The organism is Paenibacillus sp. ACRRY, assembly GCF_022346995.1.
Classification (GTDB): Bacteria; Bacillota; Bacilli; order Paenibacillales; family Paenibacillaceae; genus Paenibacillus.
Map to the genome: position 1 here is coordinate 138,495 of NZ_JAKRNM010000003.1, position 18,038 is coordinate 156,532.

At 49.7% G+C, this 18,038-nt stretch carries 15 protein-coding genes; 11 read left to right on the plus strand and 4 right to left on the minus strand.

The genetic code is table 11. The annotated features are described in order from the left end of the window. Nucleotides 1-260: 260 nt before the first annotated feature. Together MH144_RS14215 and MH144_RS14220 are read left to right on the plus strand one after the other, a co-directional pair. Nucleotides 261-1,007 (plus strand): ABC transporter ATP-binding protein, encoded by a 747-nt coding sequence (locus MH144_RS14215; RefSeq protein ID WP_275440136.1) that lies wholly within the window; start codon nt 261-263, stop codon nt 1,005-1,007. A gap of 1 nt (nt 1,008) precedes the next feature. Beyond that, the gene (locus MH144_RS14220) at nt 1,009-2,664 is read left to right on the plus strand and encodes a hypothetical protein (protein WP_239301194.1); all 1,656 of its coding nucleotides are present in this window, start codon (nt 1,009-1,011) and stop codon (nt 2,662-2,664) included. 134 nt (nt 2,665-2,798) lie between these two features. On the opposite strand, the gene MH144_RS14225 is transcribed toward MH144_RS14220, so the two are convergent. After that, complete coding sequence (locus MH144_RS14225; protein ID WP_239301196.1) at nt 2,799-3,899, minus strand: Leu/Phe/Val dehydrogenase; 1,101 nt, start codon at nt 3,897-3,899, stop codon at nt 2,799-2,801. 309 nt (nt 3,900-4,208) lie between these two features. On the opposite strand from MH144_RS14225, the gene MH144_RS14230 reads away from it, so the two are divergent. Continuing rightward, nucleotides 4,209-4,724 (plus strand): DUF2179 domain-containing protein, encoded by a 516-nt coding sequence (locus MH144_RS14230; protein ID WP_095290851.1) that lies wholly within the window; start codon nt 4,209-4,211, stop codon nt 4,722-4,724. A gap of 294 nt (nt 4,725-5,018) precedes the next feature. Continuing rightward, on the plus strand, nt 5,019-6,446 hold the full coding sequence (locus MH144_RS14235) for a pectate lyase family protein (RefSeq protein ID WP_239301198.1): 1,428 nt from the start codon (nt 5,019-5,021) through the stop codon (nt 6,444-6,446). A 143-nt stretch (nt 6,447-6,589) separates the two neighbouring features. Here the strand turns inward: MH144_RS14235 and MH144_RS14240 are convergent, their stop codons facing one another. The 3 genes from MH144_RS14240 to MH144_RS14250 all read right to left on the minus strand — a co-directional run bounded on the left by MH144_RS14240 (nt 6,590) and on the right by MH144_RS14250 (nt 10,174). Then, on the minus strand, nt 6,590-7,603 hold the full coding sequence (locus tag MH144_RS14240; RefSeq protein ID WP_239301209.1) for a substrate-binding domain-containing protein: 1,014 nt from the start codon (nt 7,601-7,603) through the stop codon (nt 6,590-6,592). Nucleotides 7,604-7,805: 202 nt separating this feature from the next. Beyond that, nucleotides 7,806-8,990 carry a glycoside hydrolase family 130 protein gene (locus MH144_RS14245; RefSeq protein WP_239301211.1) on the minus strand — a complete coding sequence of 395 codons (1,185 nt, stop codon included), beginning with the start codon at nt 8,988-8,990 and terminating at the stop codon, nt 7,806-7,808. A 2-nt stretch (nt 8,991-8,992) separates the two neighbouring features. Beyond that, complete coding sequence (locus MH144_RS14250) at nt 8,993-10,174, minus strand: AGE family epimerase/isomerase (protein WP_239301213.1); 1,182 nt, start codon at nt 10,172-10,174, stop codon at nt 8,993-8,995. A 221-nt stretch (nt 10,175-10,395) separates the two neighbouring features. Here MH144_RS14250 and MH144_RS14255 point away from each other — a divergent pair, with 221 nt between their 5' ends. From MH144_RS14255 to MH144_RS14285, 7 genes are all read left to right on the plus strand, one after another. Further along, the gene (locus MH144_RS14255) at nt 10,396-11,709 is read left to right on the plus strand and encodes an ABC transporter substrate-binding protein (protein WP_239301215.1); all 1,314 of its coding nucleotides are present in this window, start codon (nt 10,396-10,398) and stop codon (nt 11,707-11,709) included. 233 nt (nt 11,710-11,942) lie between these two features. Further along, nucleotides 11,943-12,830 carry a carbohydrate ABC transporter permease gene (locus MH144_RS14260; RefSeq protein ID WP_239301217.1) on the plus strand — a complete coding sequence of 296 codons (888 nt, stop codon included), beginning with the start codon at nt 11,943-11,945 and terminating at the stop codon, nt 12,828-12,830. Beyond that, entirely contained in the window at nt 12,827-13,666 is an 840-nt protein-coding gene (locus tag MH144_RS14265; RefSeq protein ID WP_275440113.1) for a carbohydrate ABC transporter permease, read from the plus strand. The genes MH144_RS14260 and MH144_RS14265 overlap by 4 nt, the downstream gene beginning before the upstream one ends. Before the next feature lie 44 nt (nt 13,667-13,710). Next, nucleotides 13,711-14,748 carry a glycoside hydrolase family 130 protein gene (locus MH144_RS14270; RefSeq protein ID WP_239301225.1) on the plus strand — a complete coding sequence of 346 codons (1,038 nt, stop codon included), beginning with the start codon at nt 13,711-13,713 and terminating at the stop codon, nt 14,746-14,748. 46 nt (nt 14,749-14,794) lie between these two features. After that, on the plus strand, nt 14,795-15,751 hold the full coding sequence (locus tag MH144_RS14275) for a glycoside hydrolase family 113 (protein WP_239301226.1): 957 nt from the start codon (nt 14,795-14,797) through the stop codon (nt 15,749-15,751). 268 nt (nt 15,752-16,019) lie between these two features. After that, nucleotides 16,020-16,985, plus strand: coding sequence for a phosphotransferase family protein (locus MH144_RS14280; protein ID WP_239301228.1), 966 nt, complete (start codon nt 16,020-16,022; stop codon nt 16,983-16,985). A gap of 17 nt (nt 16,986-17,002) precedes the next feature. Beyond that, nucleotides 17,003-18,001, plus strand: coding sequence for a glycosyltransferase (locus MH144_RS14285; protein WP_239301230.1), 999 nt, complete (start codon nt 17,003-17,005; stop codon nt 17,999-18,001). Nucleotides 18,002-18,038 lie beyond the last annotated feature (37 nt).

Below are 18,038 nucleotides of genomic sequence, written 5' to 3' on the forward strand. Positions count from 1 at the left end.
AATACAAGATAGCATGCTCTTACATCTTGAGAGAATACCTCTTGAAAGCTGCATGCTCGTGGTAAAGGACGCTTCATATGAAGCGTCCTTTTTGCTGTCCTTTCATTGTTATCTTAGAGGTCTGTTGTGAGTTGTGATGTTCATTCTGGATCACAGCATCCTAAACTGTGGTAAACTAGTAGAATTATAGAAAAAGATAGAGACAGGAGCTGGATAACGAAGTGAACGAAGAACAAATACTTTCCATTGAAGGCTTGCGGATGCGTTATAACGGACGTTATGTCCTGAACGGAATTGACCTTGAGGTGAAGCGGGGAGAGATGATCGGGTACATCGGTCCGAATGGAGCCGGCAAAAGTACCACGGTCAAAATCCTGCTGGGACTGGTTGAAGGATATGTGGGCAAGGTTCGCATCTTTGGCAGGGATATCGCGGATGGTGATACGGAATATAAACGCAGAATCGGTTATGTACCTGAAGTTGCAGAGCTGTATGAACAACTGACGCCAGCAGAATACCTGACATTCATTGGGGAACTGTATGGCTTGTCTTATGCAGATGCTGATTACAAGGCGAAGCAGCTGATGGATTGCTTTGGACTCGAGAAATCCTATCATTCCCGCATTGCCTCGTTCTCCAAGGGGATGCGCCAGAAAGTGCTGCTCATCTCAGCATTGCTGCATGATCCGGATCTGCTGTTTTTGGATGAACCGCTCAGTGGACTCGACGCCAACAGCGTGATGGTGGTCAAGGAGATTTTGTCACAGCTGTCGGCCAAAGGTACAACCATCTTCTATTCCTCACACATCATGGACGTGGTCGAGAAGATCAGCAGCCGGATCATCCTGATTGCGGAAGGAAGAGTGATGGCAGACGGGACATTCAGGCAGCTGCAGCAGCAGTCCATGGAAGGCACGCTTGAAGAGGTGTTTAACCAATTGACGGGCTTTAATGAGCATAAGGCGATTGCCGAACGCTTTGTATCGATCGTGCAGGAGGTGTATTGATATGGAGGAACCCTCCGAATTCCGTACGCTGAAGATCCTGGATCATTTTCGCCATATCATTACCAAGACGGGTGCGGATTATGATGTACTGCGGCTTATATTGAGAGTGAAATTTCAAATGGACCAGCGCAGGGTACCGACTGTATTGTCAGGACGCAGCAGTAATAAGGAGCAGAAGGAAGGGAACCTGTACCTTCGGTCCCTCTGGTTGTACGGATTGATGGGTTTGCTTCTGGTGCCATTTGTCGTCTGGGATACGGGTCATTATATGCTCCAGATGGGTCTGGTCAACGCGGTGCTGATGTTTATCATCATGACGTCCATGATCTCGGACTTTTCATCTGTGCTGCTGGATATCCGGGATCGGAATATCATTATGACCAAGCCGGTGAACGGCCGTACCGTTGGAATGGCCCGGGCCATTCATGCCGGAGTCTATTTGCTGCTGCTAACAGGTTCCCTGACAGCCGCACCAATGGTTGCGGGCTTAATCACACATGGCATCGGGTTCTTCTTGTTATTCATCGCGGAACTCATTCTGATCAATATGTTCATTCTGGTCACTACATCTCTAATTTACCTGTTCATGATGAAGTTTCTGGATGGAGAGAAGCTGAAAGACATGATCAACATGGTACAGATTTTGTTATCTGTTGGAATCGCTGTTGGATATCAGCTGGTTGCACGGTCGTTCAGTATCATTGATTTTGACATGGTCTTCACGCCAGCCTGGTGGCAGCTCTTACTTCCTCCCGTGTGGTATGCAGCTGTATATGAATGGCTGTTCGGTGGTGGCGGGGATGTATGGCTGTATACCTTCAGCGCCCTGGCTGTTGTTGTTCCATTGATCAGTTTGGTTATTTATGTGAAGCTGATGCCTTCCTTTGAACTATACTTGGAGAAAATGGCCCATTCAGGATCCACTTCAGGACGAAGAAAAGGGTTTTGGGATCGCACACTTGCCAGAGTGTTCTGCCGTTCCGGGGAAGAGCAGGCCTGCTTCCGGCTGTCAGCGAGCATGATGCGGAATGAACGGGAATTCAAGCTGAAGGTATACCCATCCATTGGATTATCCTTTGTTCTGCCTTATGTCTTCTGGTTCACCCAGCTGCAGTCATCCACGTGGGCGGAACTTAGAGAGAGTTCGTTCTTTTATACACTGTACATCATGCTGATTCTTATCGTTTCGGTGATTATCATGCTGAAGTATTCAGGGCAATACAAGGCATTCTGGACTTTCCGGGCTGCGCCGATTGCGAGTGAGAATGTGCTCTATAAGGGTGCACTGAAGGCATTTATGAGCAATATGTTCTTGCCTGTATTTCTGCTGAATGCCATTGTGTTTGTCTGGACATTCGGGCTGCGCATTCTGCCTGATCTGGCTGTGATCCTGCTGGTGGCTACGGCCCTGATTCCGTTAACAGGCAAATTGTTATTGCGCAAGCCGCCGTTCTCCCTGTCCTTTAGTATTGCCCAGCAAAGTGATGGCTGGTTCGTATTCGCGGCATTTCCGGTGATTGCCTTGCTATGGGGGATTCATGTTTTCTTTCGTACGTTGCCAGGAGGCATCTGGATCTTCGGGGGACTTCTGATTGTGGCTAATGTCCTGCTCTGGACCATGTTATACCGCGTCAAGCGGGTGCATGCTCAGGCTTGAAGGGAGTGGGGAGCAGACAAGGAACGGAACAATGCGCGAAAGTACACCATAAGAACGAAGGCCAACCCGTTCATCTGAACCAGGTTGGCCTTTTGCCTTTGAAGATCATTCGGTATAGAAAGAGGAAGGGCAATTCATGGCTGAGCAAGTCGGGCCTCAGCCATCCGGTCTGCGGCATCGGCAGTGGAGATGCTTGATGCCGCAGCTAGTTGGTAGACCTGGGTGAGTGTATCCGCGATTTCCGCCACCCGCTGGCGGATCTGGTCCGGTCCTTCACCCTCCAGTTCGTAGGCGGTGCTGATGATGCCGCCTGCATTAAGCACATAGTCAGGCGCGTACAGAATGCCCCGCGCCTGCATGCGGCGAACAACCGGCTCTCGCTCGCTGAGCTGGTTGTTCGCCGCCCCGGCAACGATGGAGCAGCGCAGCTCCTCCACCGTTGCCGGGGTCAACACGCCCCCTAGTGCACAGGGGGCGAACACCTTGCAGTCAGCGGCGTGAATATAGGCCGGATCGGCCGGGGCAGCGCCGCTGAACTGCACAAGGGCACGTTGTACACGTTCCGGTACAACGTCTGCCACAATGAGCCGTGCCCCGGCTGCATGCAGGTGGCGGCACAGGGCATACCCAACCTTGCCCAGTCCCTGGACGGCAACGGGAATGCCCTGAAGAGAAGTGACCTCCTGATGCTGCAGCGAGGTCACAATGCCTGTATACACCCCGTAGGCAGTCATCTCGGCGGTGAAGTCATTTTGTGCCCCCAGTGAACCGGTCGTATCCGTCACATAGGTGGTCTCCAATCGGATCTGGTCCATGTCCGCTGCCGTAGTCCCCAGATCAAGGCCTGTAACATAGCGTCCATTCAGTCGTTCCAGGAAGCGTCCCAGCGAGCGGAAGATATGTGCACGTTGAGAGACACTCAGGTTCAAGCTGTTATTGCCGGACGGCTCCACTCCGGATACTTGTTCTGCCGCCGGCAGCTCCCAGACCACGGCTTTTCCGCCTCCATACGGCAGGTTGGATACGGCATTTTTGTAAGTCATGCCTTTGGCCAGTTTGATCGCATCGCGAACAGCTTCTTTCTCCGAAGCATACGACCAGTAGCGGCAGCCTCCCAGCGCTGGCCCAAGGACGGTGCTGTGGATGGCAATGACAGCCCGCAATCCACTGTGCGGATCATGACAAAATACGAGTTCTTCGAGGCCTTCACGCTCCATCTCCTGCCATAACAGCATGGCCCTTCCCCCTTTTGTCTCCGTGTACCCTGCTTAACGTATGCTCTCCGTTATGCTGATCCTTCAGCATATTCACGAAAACCTGGTTTCGCCTCTGGGTTTTCTGCCAGGTTAACGAGTGATACCTACAGTTTTGTAAAGGCCGTTCCGGTGTAACATTCAGTAACAATTTTCCGGAGATTTGCTTTCAACCGTTTAAAAAGCTCGCATAACGTCCAATGATGGAGATATGGAAAAACGTACAGGATACGGACCGAAGCCCGGATCGTGGGCTCAACCGTTGTGCATGCCAGGAAAGAGGGATTGCCGTTGCTTAAAATATTGTTGTTTATCTTTTTAATCCAAATCGTGTATGTGTCGGCGTATACACTTCGGATGATTCTAACACTCAAAGGACAGAAATATATCGCTGCCCTCATCAGCATGGGTGAAATCGTCATTTATGTGCTTGGGTTGAATTTGGTCTTGAAGTATCTGACTCAACCGTCTGCATTGATCGTTTATGCCGTGGGGTATGGCTTGGGTGTATTGCTGGGTGCCTGGATCGAAGAGAAAATTGCGCTCGGTTACGTTACAGTTAAAGTGATCTGTAATCAGATGGGCGGAAATGTAGCCAATGCGCTGCGAGATAGAGGTTATGGGGTTACGGCCTGGGTAGGTAGTGGACGTGACGGAGATCGTTTGGTCATGGAGATTCTGGCGAAACGGAAAAATCAGAAATTGCTCTACCAGACCATTCTGGAACTCGACCCGAAGGCATTCGTGATTACTGTTGAACCGAAGCAGTTCCATGGCGGATTTTGGACACGCTCCATCAAAAAATAGGATTAGACAGGCAGGCCGTTTTGCAGGCCTGTTTTTTTGTGAGCAGTTTTGGTTTCTTTGCTTTTTCCTTACCCCTGAAAAATATTCTTTAGAAGTTAATTGCGTACGATTGGTGGTTGCCTAGAGTACACTCCGTGCAGCATCCATGCAGCTCCGACAACGATTAACGAGAACCTAAAATAGGGATTATTGTTGTAATCACTTCCAGGATGTACATTGTGGGCATGTCCTTCATAACATGCACTGGCAGGGATGGACGGACATGCTCATTATAATTCAGGGAGGAATGGTTTGATGAAAAGCAGGATTCGAACATGGTGCAGTGCCGCACTGGCTCTTACATTGGGGCTGACCCTACTGACTGGCCCAACAAGTGTACAGGCAGCAGGTAACGCAGATTACAATCTTACAGGTTTCTCCCAAGGGAACACGGGCGGGGGTTCCATTAGCGAATCGGATACGTCCAAGTATAAAAAGGTCTATAATGCAGCGGATCTGGCTGCAGCACTGAAAAAGAACTCTGGTGTCAAAGTCGTCGAGATTATGAACGACCTGAATCTGGGGTGGAACGAAATTCCGAGCGCCACCCAGACATCCCCTTTTGCGAAGCATAATGATGCACTGACTCACCCCGTACTGAAGCAGACGGGTGTAAGCAAGCTGACGATCGACAGCTTCAATGGCCTGACCATTTTCTCCGCGAACGGGGCTAAAATCAAACATGCAGCCATCAGCGTCAAACGCAGTTCCAATGTTATCATTCGTAACCTTGAATTTGACGAGTTATGGGAATGGGATGAAGCAACCAAGGGTGATTATGACAAAAACGACTGGGATTATATCACCCTTGAGGAGAACAGTAACGTGTGGATTGACCATTGCACATTCAATAAAGCCTACGACGGGCTTGTCGATTCCAAAAAGGGAACCAGCGGTGTAACCATTTCCTGGTCTCTCTTCAAAGGGGATGACGGCAGCGCGAACAGCTGGGTTACCCAGCAGATCAATGAGCTGGAGGCGAACATGTCCTCCTATCCGATGTACAACTACCTGCGCAGCAGTGCGGTTGGACTCAGCAAAGCCGATATCATTGCCATTTCGTCCCCTCAGAAAAAAGGACATTTGGTTGGCTCAACGAGCTTAGAATCAGCCAACGCCAATCTGTCCATGACTCTGCACCATAATCTGTACAAGGACATTCAGGATCGCATGCCACGCCTACGTGGAGGGAACGCTCATGCCTACAATATCGTGATGGATGCGTCAGGAGCGCGTGCGGCCAAATCCAGAATCACGTCGGCGATGGCCGCTGCGATCTCGTCCAAAAGCTATCATTTTGATATCATCAGCAATGGAGCGATCTCTACAGAAAGTGGGGCTGTACTGGTGGAGAAATCGGTGATCCAGGACGTACAGTTCCCGGTCCGCAATAACCAGACGGATCCGACCGATGCCACGTATACAGGCAAGATTCGGGTGACGGATACGATGTATTCGCTGGATGGAAGCTCATTCCGCGGTAGCAGTGATACTTCTGGCAGTCCGCTCAGCCCGGTACCGGCTGCAGTGAAGGGCTTCTCCTGGAACGGATTCTCGTCCCTTCCTTACAGCTACAATATGGATGATCCAGCGACACTGAATACCCGACTGACGGGATCAAGTGGAGCGGGTGCAGGCAAATTAACCTGGTCCAAAGACAACTGGCTGAAGACGAGCTACTAGATAACCCAATGGAATAGGTAATGAGATGAGTAACTGAGCGGTGGGCAATTTCAACCCACTCCACCGTTTTTTTTCATAAACAAAGAGTGCTCCTGCAGCCACCATGGCCGGGAGCACTCTTTTTAAGTAACAGAAGTCCTTGGTTAAACCAATCCATCATCCTGGGAGGCAGGTGCAGCACTCACCGAATCACGGTAGATGATGTTACCCTTCACGTGTACGCGTCCAAAGCTGCGGCTTGGGTTATCAATCTTTTTGAGCATGGATTGGACCGCCGTACGCGCCATCTGTTCCACATCCACCTCAACCGTAGTTAGCTTCGGTTCAGAGAGAGTGGCATAGATATCGTTATCGAAACCAACCACAGAGCATTGTGCGGGCACCTCTATCCCCAAGGAGGCCAGTTTCTGAACGACTAAATGAGCGACCTGATCACAGTTGCATACAAAAGCCGTCGGCAGCTGCTCCGGCAGATCGATCTCAATGAACGTACCCCGCTCATCCCTGTCGTTAAGCACAAGCTCCTGATTCATCGGCAACCGATGCTCCAGCAATGATTTGTAATATCCAAGGAATCGATCCTGGATACTGCTTGTAGAGTATAAATTCCCGACATAAGCAATACGTCGGTGTCCCTGCTGGACCAGAACGTTTGTCAGCTCGTAAGCAGCGTAAAAGTTATCGGTAACGACAGAATCGATATCCGCATGCTCGTCGTAGAAATCAAGAAACATTTTGGGGACGTCCATCGATTGCACCAGTTCGATATACTCTTTGCTGATCTGCCCAAGCACAATGAAACCATCCACTTTGCTGTCGCTGTATAGTTTGGGCAGTGTTAAATCCTCTTCGTCCTGACCATTCAGAATGTGCAGAATACCATAGTATCCTTGGTCCTCCAAATGTTTGGTGATGCGCTGGAATACACGTACGTAGAACGATTGTGTAGGTCCGGTAAAACGCTCCGGGATAATAACGCCTATATTATGAGTTAAGCCTTCCTTCATCGAGCGGGCTGCGGCATTATACCGATAGCCCATCTGAACGGCAAGCACTTTAATTTTTTCCTTCAATTCGCCACTGACGCCATCTTTATCATTTAATGCCTTCGAGACCGTCACACTGCTAACTCCGAGCTTATCGGCGATATCCCGCATGGTGATATTGTTCTTCAGCTTTGGTCGCCTCCTTCAAGCCGGTTTATATACAATGTGCTGTCATTATGATTAGCGCTTACTTAAACATAATAACCATCCATATTAGTATACATCGTTACCCACATGGAATAAAGAAATTCTGGCAGGATCTGCGCTAATTTTTCAGCATCTTGCGTTTTATGGTTGAAGGTTGGTCTTCATATTAAAACGATTGTTTTTGCAAAAGTTCCAAATTTCGTTCGATCAAGTCACCACGCTGGCTGGCACAATCCAGGGAACGATACGGATCGGCCGGGGTATTAAAGGTGTAATCCACCAGTTTATCTAGCGTCGTTGTGGCGACATGACAGCGGGTATCGCTGGATGCGTAATAGATAAAGACCTTACCCTGTTCATTGACCACCGCACCGTTGCAAAAAATAACATTGGATACATCGCCTACCCGCTCGTCGTCATAAGGGGCAATGAAATGTCCGCCGGGCTTGGCGATGATTCGTGCCGGGTCATTCAGATCCGTGGCGAATGTGTACAGTACATAACGCAGACCCGCCGCAGTGTTGCGTACCCCGTGCGCAATGTGAATCCAGCCGCGTTCGGTCTTGAGCGGGGCAGGTCCCTGCCCGTTTTTCACTTCATATACCGTATGATATTTGCGTTCATCGATAATGGTTTCTTTGGCAATGACCGGATTCAGAATATCATCGCACAGACCGAAGGCGATCCCGCCGCCGCTGCCGGTGGAGATGAATCCGTCCTGCGGACGTGTGTAGAATGCATACTGGCCATCCACAAATTCCGGGTGTAATACGACATTCCGCTGTTGTGGTGAGCTTGTCGTAATGTTGGGCAGACGCTCCCAGCTTACCAGATCGCGTGTACGCACAAGACCTGCCTGCGCCACGGCGCTGGACGTATCAAATGCCGGAGCATCCGGGTCTTTGCGCTCAGAGCAGTAGATGCCGTAAATCCAGCCATCTTCATGCTGCACCAATCGCATATCATATTGGTTGGTCTCTTCTGCATCGATGTCTTCCCACACTAATGGCTTGCCCGTGAAGCGGAATCCGTCGATGCCGTTGTCACTCTCAGCCAAGGCAAAGATCGATTTGCGGTCCAATCCCTCGGTTCGGATGACCATCACGTATTTGCCATTGAAGTAGATGGCCCCCGGATTAAGCGTAGCGTTAATGCCCAGGCGTTCCATGAAATGGGGGTTCGTCGTTTCGTCCAGATCGAATCTCCAGTGGAGCGGCACATGATGGCGAGTAATCACCGGATAACGATACCGATCATATACACCGTTGTAGAATGTAGGATCCATCTCATTTTGGCGCGTAAGCAGCTGCTCCTGTTGCTCCAATAACTCCTTGTACTTTGGGTGAATCATCGTTATCCCATCCTCTCAATTAGTTCAATACAAAACCTGCTATTGTGATACGGGCATTTCCACGGTCCGGCAATTTCACTCTGATCCGGAACTCCGTCTCCGTCTACTGACCAGTACCATTCCCCGCCAGCACGTTGATCGATAATATGTTCCTTCGTATATGTCCACAAGCGGTTCACTCTCTCCAGAAACATAGGGTCGCCTGTACGCTGATAGGCGTTATAGAAGCCGACCATCGCCTCAGCCTGCACCCACCATATCCGTTTCTCATCCACATGAGTTCCCTCTTGTTCGTTCATAAGAGAGCCGTCGGCCTGGACGGCCACATTGGAGATGTTATAGGCAATATCCGTCACCATCGCGGAATACTCCGGATGTTGATCCAGACCCAGCACTCTCAACGTGTCGTCAATTAGCCAGCTGGCTTCAATGTCATGTCCGAAGGATTGCAGATCGATAATGGATTCCCACGCCTTGTTGAAAAATACCCCGAGAAACTTCGTGTCCTTGTCATACACCCGTTCATATAAGATGCCGAGCAGGCGTTCTAGCGCCGCTCTCACCTGCTGATCCGGCCATACTCGGTAGAGGGTGGTGTAGGCCTCCAGCACATGGATATGCGTATTCATCGTGTAATCCGCAATCACGCCGTTCTCGCTCAGCATTTCATTCGGCTGTTCATTCCAGAAGCGATCGAATTGTTCCTTATACGCAGGTAACTCTGCATTCAGGCCCTGATCCTCAATCAGAGCAAAAAGCGTTTTCGCAAGTTCCAAAGCAGATGTGTCCCCGGTAGCACGGTAGTACTCGCTCAGTGAATACACCCCGAAGGATTGCGTATACACATGTTTACTTGTATCGAGTGGTGCTCCTTTGGCATCCACCATCCAATACATACCGCCATATTCCGTATCAAGGACATGGTCCGCAAGAAAACGGTAGGCGTGTTCTGCGTGATCGCGCCAGATTTCATTTCCAGTCACTCGGTAAGCTGCTGCAAAAGACCATAGTTGTCGTGCCGTGGCGATTCCGCCTTTGGGAGCGAGAGGGTCGACCTGAAGATCATTGGCGACCCAACCGTAGAATCCGCCGTGGGTATGGTCCTTGAGGGCAGACCAGAATGGCAAAATATGTCCTTCCCAGTGTTCTTTTATTTCAGTCCGGATGTCATTGCTGTTCGTCATAAGTAAACGCCCCTTCGAAATACAGGATCAAATTTGATTAAGTTATCGGTAACTTTATTTAACAATATTAGATTCGGATATAGACATTGTCAACGAGTCCTCTGAGAAAAACTTTTGTTAAGTAATAAATAATTTAATTGACAGGTAAGCGTTACCATAATAAAATCCATTTTGTAACCTTAACGATAACTTAAATTAACTTAGCAAAGGGGTCGAATCGATTGAAGAAAAACAAAGGCTGGATGCTTCTGCTTACCATGCTGCTCATTAGTTCACTACTCGCAGCTTGTTCTTCCGGAGGCGAATCTTCACGGGCAGGGGAGGAAATCAGCACAGATCCTGCGGATATCAAAGGTGAAATTACCGTTTTGACGCAGCGTACGGATATTGTTGATACCGTGTTCAAGGATTACGCAGCAGCATTTAACAAGGAGTATCCGGATGTCAAAGTTAACTTCCAGTCACTGGCCGATTACGAGGGCCAAGTGAAGATCCGGATGAGTACCAAAGACTATGGTGACGTGCTGATGATCCCGACCAGCGTACCTATCGCCGATATCCCTGACTTTTTTGAACCGCTGGGCACGTATGACGAGTTGAAAGACAAGTACACAGGGATTGAAGAACGTATGGTCGATGGCCAGGTATATGGTATCCCTACCGTCATCACGTTCTCTGGAATTATCTATAACAAGCAGGTATTCAAGGATGCCGGCATTACGGAAGTACCCAAGACGCCTGAGCAGTTCCAGGCAGCTCTCCAACTTGTGAAAGACAACACGGATGCAATTCCTCTGTACACCAACTATGCGTCCGGCTGGGCTTTGACGCAGTGGGAATCCGATCTGGCGACGGTTGCAGGCAGTGTGGACTACGTTAACATTGAACAGTCGAACACGGATGAGAACTTTGTGGCTGGCAAGCCGCATTATGAATTGTACAAAGTGCTCTATGATGCAGCTAAGAATGGCCTGATCGAGAAGGATCCAACCACAACCGATTGGGAAAGCTCCAAGGCTGACCTTGCAAATGGCAAAATTGCAACGATGGCGCTGGGATCATGGGCGATTACGCAAATCCAGGGCTTGACGGATACACCGGATAATATTGGATTCTTGCCATTCCCTACAAATGCAAGTGAAGTAGTCGTTCCGCTCGCTGCAGACTATAACATCGGCATGAACGTGAATAGCGAGAACAAGCCTGCTGCGAAAGCATGGATTGACTGGTTCCTCGCGAAATCCAACTATGCAGTTGAGCAAGGCGGAGGCATGAGCGCAGACAAAAATGCGGAGCTGCCACCCATTTTGGATCAATACAAGGACGTTACATTCTCTACATTAACCCCTGCCAAAGAAGGACAGGAAGGCTTGGTTGATAAAATCGACAATGAAGGCGAGATCGGCCTCTGGCAGCCGGACTTCAAAAAACGCATTATCGAAGCAGCCATCGGTAACCGCAGCGAATCGTATGACGACATCATGAAGGATCTGAATGACAAATGGGTGAAAGCGCGGGCAGAACTTACGAAGTAAGCAGTTTACAGCAGATGCATCGTTGTCACTGTAGTACGTACGTCTGACCACCGTTGACATACAGCGAGGCATCGCACACGGACTGAAGGAAGAAGGGATTCCCTTTTTCATCAAGGCATTTTGCATCTGAATAACGGATGTGAAATGCCATCTTCAGTAGTGGTTTTATCAGCGTAATTGGGCGGGAGTCTTTCGATATAAAAGCGGCAGAACCGCTTGGAGGTGTGGAGAGCATGAAATACTTGAAGATTTCGAATTGGGGTTATTCAGCGCAGCGCATATTTATCATCTGTGCCTTCTCGATTATTCCGTTGGCACTGCTGTTCACGTTTGCTTATTTACCTGTCATTAACATGTTCAAATACAGCTTTACCGATTGGAACGGATACAGCAAAAGATTCGACTATGTTGGGTTTGAGAACTACACGCGGATATTCAGTGACCCTGAATATTTCAAAGTGTTTATTGTCAGTCTCTACTATTTTACTGCCACGTTCATACAAATGGGCCTGGCCCTTTACTTTGCAACAATCCTGAGTTTCAAAATTCGAGGCAAAAACTTTTTCAAAGGGATATTGTTCTTTCCCTATCTGCTGAATGGCGTAGCGATCGGATTTATCTTCCTCTTTTTCTTCAAACCGGATGGTACCCTCGATACTCTCATGCAGGCTGTTGGACTTGGGCAGTATACCCAGCTCTGGCTAGGGAATCCGAACATTATTAACGTGTCGCTCGCAGGTGCATCTGTATGGAGATATATGGGCTTCAACTTCATCATCTTCCTCGGTGCGATCTCTTCCATTCAAAAGGATGTCTATGAAGCTTCGGACATTGACGGGGCCAATCGCTGGCAGCAGTTCCGCCATATCATCCTGCCGAGTATTACGCGTATCCTGCAGCTCAACCTGATCTTGGCGATTAGCGGCGCAATCAGTGCGTTCGATATTCCATACATTATGACCGACGGCTCCAACGGAAGTGAGACCTTTGTCATCCAGACTGTCCACTTGGCATTTAAGTACGGCAAACTGGGCTTGGCATCGGCAATGGCCGTTGTGCTGCTATTCATCGTCATTCTCGTTACGCTCGTTCAGCGTGTCACCATGAAAGGGGAGGAATGAACGTGCATCAACTCAAATATACCCTTGCGAGCCTATTCAAATATGCCTCACTTATTCTTGCCGCGTTCATTGCGCTTGTACCCATCGTTGTGGTGTTGTTTGCATCGCTCAAGACCAACGCCGAATATGCAACGAGCAGTCCGCTTGCCCCGCCAGCTAACTGGCTGAACTTTGCGAACTATACCAAGGCTTTTGTGGACGGCAACATGCTGATTGGTTTCAAAAATACGATTATTATCCTGATCATATCCATCGTGGGGGCGACTTTAACGGGCTCCATGATCGCGTACGTGCTGGATCGTTTCAAGTTTAAAGGTAAAAAAATCATGGTTGCCGCGTTCCTGCTCGCTACCTTGATTCCGAGTGTCACGACTCAGGTCGCCACATTCCAGATTATTAACGCCCTGGATCTGTTCAACACCCGCTGGGCAGCCATTGTGATGTACCTGGGGACAGATATCATTGCCGTGTATATTTTCCTCCAGTTCCTGGGTTCCATCTCCAATGCACTGGATGAATCCGCCATGCTGGACGGGGCCTCCTACTTCACGATCTACTGGAAAATCATATTGCCCTTGCTGAAACCGGCGATTGTTACGGTCATCATCGTAAAAGGGGTCAACATCTACAACGATTTCTACACACCGTTCCTGTACATGCCAAAGACCGATTTGCAGGTCATATCCACCGCCTTGTTCAAATTCAAGGGGCCATTCGGTTCCCAGTGGGAGGTCATCAGCGCAGGCATCATGATTGCCATTATTCCAACGATGATCATCTTCCTGCTGTTACAGAAGTACATCTACAACGGCTTCGCCCAAGGCTCTGTGAAATAAAAAACGTAGTGTTCGCCTTTATCACCGAAGGGAGAAATGAAACGATGACAGTTGTTGAACCGAAAAATGTACACATTGTTGGAGACGCCTTGCCCAATATGCCTTGGGAGGATAAACCGGAGGAAACAGAAGGGCCGGTCTGGAGACATTCAGCCAATCCGGTCGTGCCGCGTAATCCGGTCAAAGGAGTTGCCCGCATTTTCAACAGTGCCGTTGTTCCTTATGAAGGAAAGTTCATTGGTGTATTCCGCGCTGAAACGATTAATGGCCGTCCGCACCTGCATATGGGTTCGAGTGAAGATGGTCTTACATGGACTATTGAAGAGGAGCGCATTCCTTTTGTGGATGAGAATGGTGATCCCTTTATGCCAAACTATGCGTACGATCCGCGTCTGGTTAAGGTGGAAGACACGTATTATATCATCTGGTGTACTGATTTCTATGGTGCAGCGCTAGGCTTGGCCAAAACGGATGATTTCAAAACGTTTGTACGCCTCGAAAATCCGATGCTGCCGGTCAACCGCAATGGCGTGTTGTTTCCACGCAAAATCAATGATAACTATGTCATGTTGTCCAGACCGAGTGACAGCGGCCACACGCCGTTCGGCGACATTTTTCTGAGTGAAAGTCCGGATCTTGTATACTGGGGCAAGCATCGTCATGTTATGAGCAAAGGCGGCCAGGGCTGGTGGCAATCGGTCAAGATTGGCGGTGGACCTGCTCCGATTGAAACATCTGAGGGCTGGTTGATGTTCTACCACGGCGTCACCGGAACGTGCAACGGTTTTGTATACAGCATGGGTGCAGTCATTCTGGATATGGATGAGCCATCAAAAGTAAAATATCGTTCCTCGAACTTCGTGCTGACACCGGAAAAATGGTACGAGGAGCAAGGCTTTGTGGACAATGTCATCTTCCCATGCGCCACACTGCATGATGCGGAGACAGGACGAATCGCCATCTATTATGGAGCTGCGGATACGTATGTTGGCGTGGCGTATACCACCGTGGAAGAGATCGTACATTACGTCATCGAGACGGACGAAGTCATCGCCGGAGACCGTGAGAAAGGCAAGCTGTAAATTGAACATTTCTATAGTTTGAAAGGGGTTCTACAAGGCAATGCATATGGAGTACATTAAGGGGTTTACATTTGGCTGGATGAGCGGCAGAGGGGAATTCCGTAAACCGGAAGCCAGAGAGTCCCTGCGCCTGATGGCTGAACGAACGGGCAGTTCACATGTCATTTTTGCGCTGGCGGCACTCCAGGATCACCCGCAGGCGGTAGAAGTGAAGTATCGGGGAGAGCATATGGTGGAGGATGACGAATTGCTGGACATGATTCGTTACGCCCGCACCCTTGGGCTGCGCGTGATTTTGAAACCAACCGTTAATTGCACCGATGGCACGTGGCGTGCACACATTAACTTTTTTGATATTGATGTGCTGTGTGAGCCGAAGTGGAAGGACTGGTTCCGCAGTTATACCGCTTATCAGAAGCACTATGCAGCCATTGCGGAGCAGGAGAAATGCGAGATGTTTATCGTTGGCTGCGAGATGGTACAGTCCGAGCGTCGAAGTGCGGAATGGCGCGAGGTGATTGCGGCTGTCCGTGAGGTGTACTCCGGACTTGTGTCGTACAATACGGACAAGTATCAGGAAGGTCATGTCACATGGTGGGATGCGGTGGATGTGATCTCATCGAGCGGATATTATCCCATCGGAGACTGGGAAGCGCAGCTGGACCGTATTGAACAGGAGATTGCGCCTTACAAGAAACCCTTTTTCTTCGCCGAAGCAGGCTGTCCCAGCCGCAGTGGATCAGCCCAGGTACCGAATGACTGGGGCCTGGAAGGTGCGGTCAGTGCGGAGGAACAGGAGCGTTTCTACGAGGTGATGTTTAGGCATGCCAGCCAGCGGGAATGGGTGCAAGGATTCGGTCTATGGGACTGGAGTGCGAACCTGTATCAGGAAAAGAATGCCCTGACCGATGATGGTTACGGGGTGTACGGTAAGCCTGCAGAAAAAGTGATTCGTCATTTCTATGAGGGTGCCGCCAGTTCATGCGCTCAGGAGCGAGTCTAATAGGCAATATGCCTTTGAAACAGTTAAAGGAATACAGGGAAAGCAGTCCGAAGTCAATCACGAAAGATGCTGCCGTGCCATGCACGCAGTATCTTTTTTTCGTTTGAATACCTAGACGGGTTAGTGTCCAACGTTTCTTACTTCTAGCTATCACATCGATCAGGTATCAGGCGCGGTGTTTCACGCTTGCGGGCATGTGCACAGCAACGTATGATGGATAGAACATATCTAAGATCAGGTACGGAAAGACGAATGGATGGTGTTGATCATGAACAAACATGCACATGGCTGGGTCACGGCTGAAGGGACCCTGAATGAACAGGCTGTAACCAGCCGGGAACGGCTCTATAAGGGGATGAACGCCAAGTATGTGGAGCGATTTACGGTCCACAGCGGAGAGAGTTACATTTTCAAACCACTCACGAATCTGGGACAGCATGGGCGTGAACGGTGGGTATCCATGCATGTACTGTCGATACTGCCTTCCATTTATCCGAGGCTAATAGCTTCCTCTGACGAAGCCGTCGCTCCGGAACAGAGCTGGCTGATTTACGAGGACCTAGGGCCGCTTGTACATGATTTGCAGGAAGATACGATGCTGTCTGCAGCTGTACATATGGCGGAATGGCACACGCTCTGGGCACCCCATTGGGACGAGCTGCCGCGTGTGGGTCAGAAGCCGTCCATTGGGAACATGCTGCAAGAACTCCGGGATGCCCAGGAATCAACGGATGAATTGCTGTCCAAGCTGGGGATGACGCTCTCTGATTCTGATTGGGACGAGATCAGAGCACTTATTCAAACAGCTGGCAAAGAACTTCCGCTTGTCCTGTGTCATGGGGATCTGCATCCCGGCAATATGGCCGATGTGAATGGCAGACTTGTCATTATCGATTGGGAACATGCCCATCTGAATACGCCCCTCTGGGATGTATATCATCTGGTGGATCTATCTCATCCGCTGTTTCCGAGACATGTTACACCACAGCTTCGGGAGCGGATCATTCAGACGTATCTGAACGAGCTGGAGCAGCGCGGACAGCGGACCGAGAGAATTTCTTTTCGAAGATGGTATGCCGCTTATGCCGTTGTATTCTCGCTCTGGATGCTGCGCTTGATCGATTCGGATCTGCAGAAGGCAGACTGCGTATGGCCGGAGGAGCAGCTGCGCAATCAATGGAATGAGACGGCAACCACGCTGGAACAGTGCATGAACCAGCTTTTTATTGAATAGACATGAGGGGGCAGAACATGCGTAAAGTAGGACTCGTTATGCGTAAAATTCAATTCACCGAGGCGCAGGGACCACGCGTATTCGCTGATCGGCTGAAGCAGATCGGTCTGGAGCTTGGGGTAGATATTGTGTTTATATCGCCGGAGCGCCATGTGAGCGGGTATGACTGGCTGCCCGGTTATGAACACGAGAAGGGAGATCTGGTAAACTACGATATCGTGCTGGACCAGGTTTATAGCCAAAATATAGAGCATGTCATCTACACGGTATCCGGGTTTACATTTTTGAAGATGTTTTTACCCAAAAGTGTACTGTTTCCGCACAGCTTCCCTGACCCGGCACTGACGGGGTATGAGATGATGAAGCCATTCTATAGCATGGTGGATAAAGCCATTGTGCAGACGGCGTTTTTGAAAACAGAACTCGGACGCAACTTCGGCGTACATGACGTGAGCGTGATTCCGATCGGCTTCAATGAGGAGCTGGCTCACCGCCATTATGACCCGAGCCAGGTCGTGCACAACCGCGTGCTGTGGATCGGCCGGGATGAAGAAAATCGTCGCCCGGATCTGGTGCTGGAATACGCCCGGCAGAACCCGGACAAGGAAGTGTACATGGTATTTGGCGGACGACGTTATGAGGAGAGCATGAAGAAGTATGACATACCGGACAATGTGAAACTCCAGTTTGCATTGACCCAGGATGAGGTATTTACCCTGATGAACTCAGCCAAGGTATATTGGAGCTGCTCTGCGTTTGATACGTTTGCAATGCCCCTGACGGAAGCGATGGCTATGGGCAAAATGGTTGTGAAGCCGGAGCATGCGTGCTACGGCCATATTCGTTCTACACATGCCTTTGCAGGCAATGAGGATAACTGGTTTGAGCTGGTGAACATGGCAGCTGCTGCACAGCGCAATGTATCGGAGGATAACCGTGAGTATGCGTTTGGAGCCTTTTCGCGCACGATTATGAAGGAAGGGTACCGGACGTTTTTTGCAGATTGGTTGAAATAAGCTGATGAGTAGTAAACTCCACCTGTGAGGAGAGGAT

Excerpts from the sequence above, each read along its gene's own strand:
- MH144_RS14215 (WP_275440136.1), top strand. The coding sequence starts at position 261 with ATGCGTTATAACGGACGTTATGTCCTGAACGGAATTGACCTTGAGGTG.
- MH144_RS14220 (WP_239301194.1), top strand. The coding sequence starts at position 1,009 with ATGGAGGAACCCTCCGAATTCCGTACGCTGAAGATCCTGGATCATTTT.
- MH144_RS14225 (WP_239301196.1), bottom strand. The coding sequence starts at position 3,899 with ATGCTGTTATGGCAGGAGATGGAGCGTGAAGGCCTCGAAGAACTCGTA.
- MH144_RS14235 (WP_239301198.1), top strand. The coding sequence starts at position 5,019 with ATGAAAAGCAGGATTCGAACATGGTGCAGTGCCGCACTGGCTCTTACA.
- MH144_RS14240 (WP_239301209.1), bottom strand. The coding sequence starts at position 7,603 with ATGCGGGATATCGCCGATAAGCTCGGAGTTAGCAGTGTGACGGTCTCG.
- MH144_RS14245 (WP_239301211.1), bottom strand. The coding sequence starts at position 8,990 with ATGATTCACCCAAAGTACAAGGAGTTATTGGAGCAACAGGAGCAGCTG.
- MH144_RS14250 (WP_239301213.1), bottom strand. The coding sequence starts at position 10,174 with ATGACGAACAGCAATGACATCCGGACTGAAATAAAAGAACACTGGGAA.
- MH144_RS14260 (WP_239301217.1), top strand. The coding sequence starts at position 11,943 with ATGAAATACTTGAAGATTTCGAATTGGGGTTATTCAGCGCAGCGCATA.
- MH144_RS14265 (WP_275440113.1), top strand. The coding sequence starts at position 12,827 with ATGAACGTGCATCAACTCAAATATACCCTTGCGAGCCTATTCAAATAT.
- MH144_RS14270 (WP_239301225.1), top strand. The coding sequence starts at position 13,711 with ATGACAGTTGTTGAACCGAAAAATGTACACATTGTTGGAGACGCCTTG.
- MH144_RS14275 (WP_239301226.1), top strand. The coding sequence starts at position 14,795 with ATGGAGTACATTAAGGGGTTTACATTTGGCTGGATGAGCGGCAGAGGG.
- MH144_RS14280 (WP_239301228.1), top strand. The coding sequence starts at position 16,020 with ATGAACAAACATGCACATGGCTGGGTCACGGCTGAAGGGACCCTGAAT.
- MH144_RS14285 (WP_239301230.1), top strand. The coding sequence starts at position 17,003 with ATGCGTAAAGTAGGACTCGTTATGCGTAAAATTCAATTCACCGAGGCG.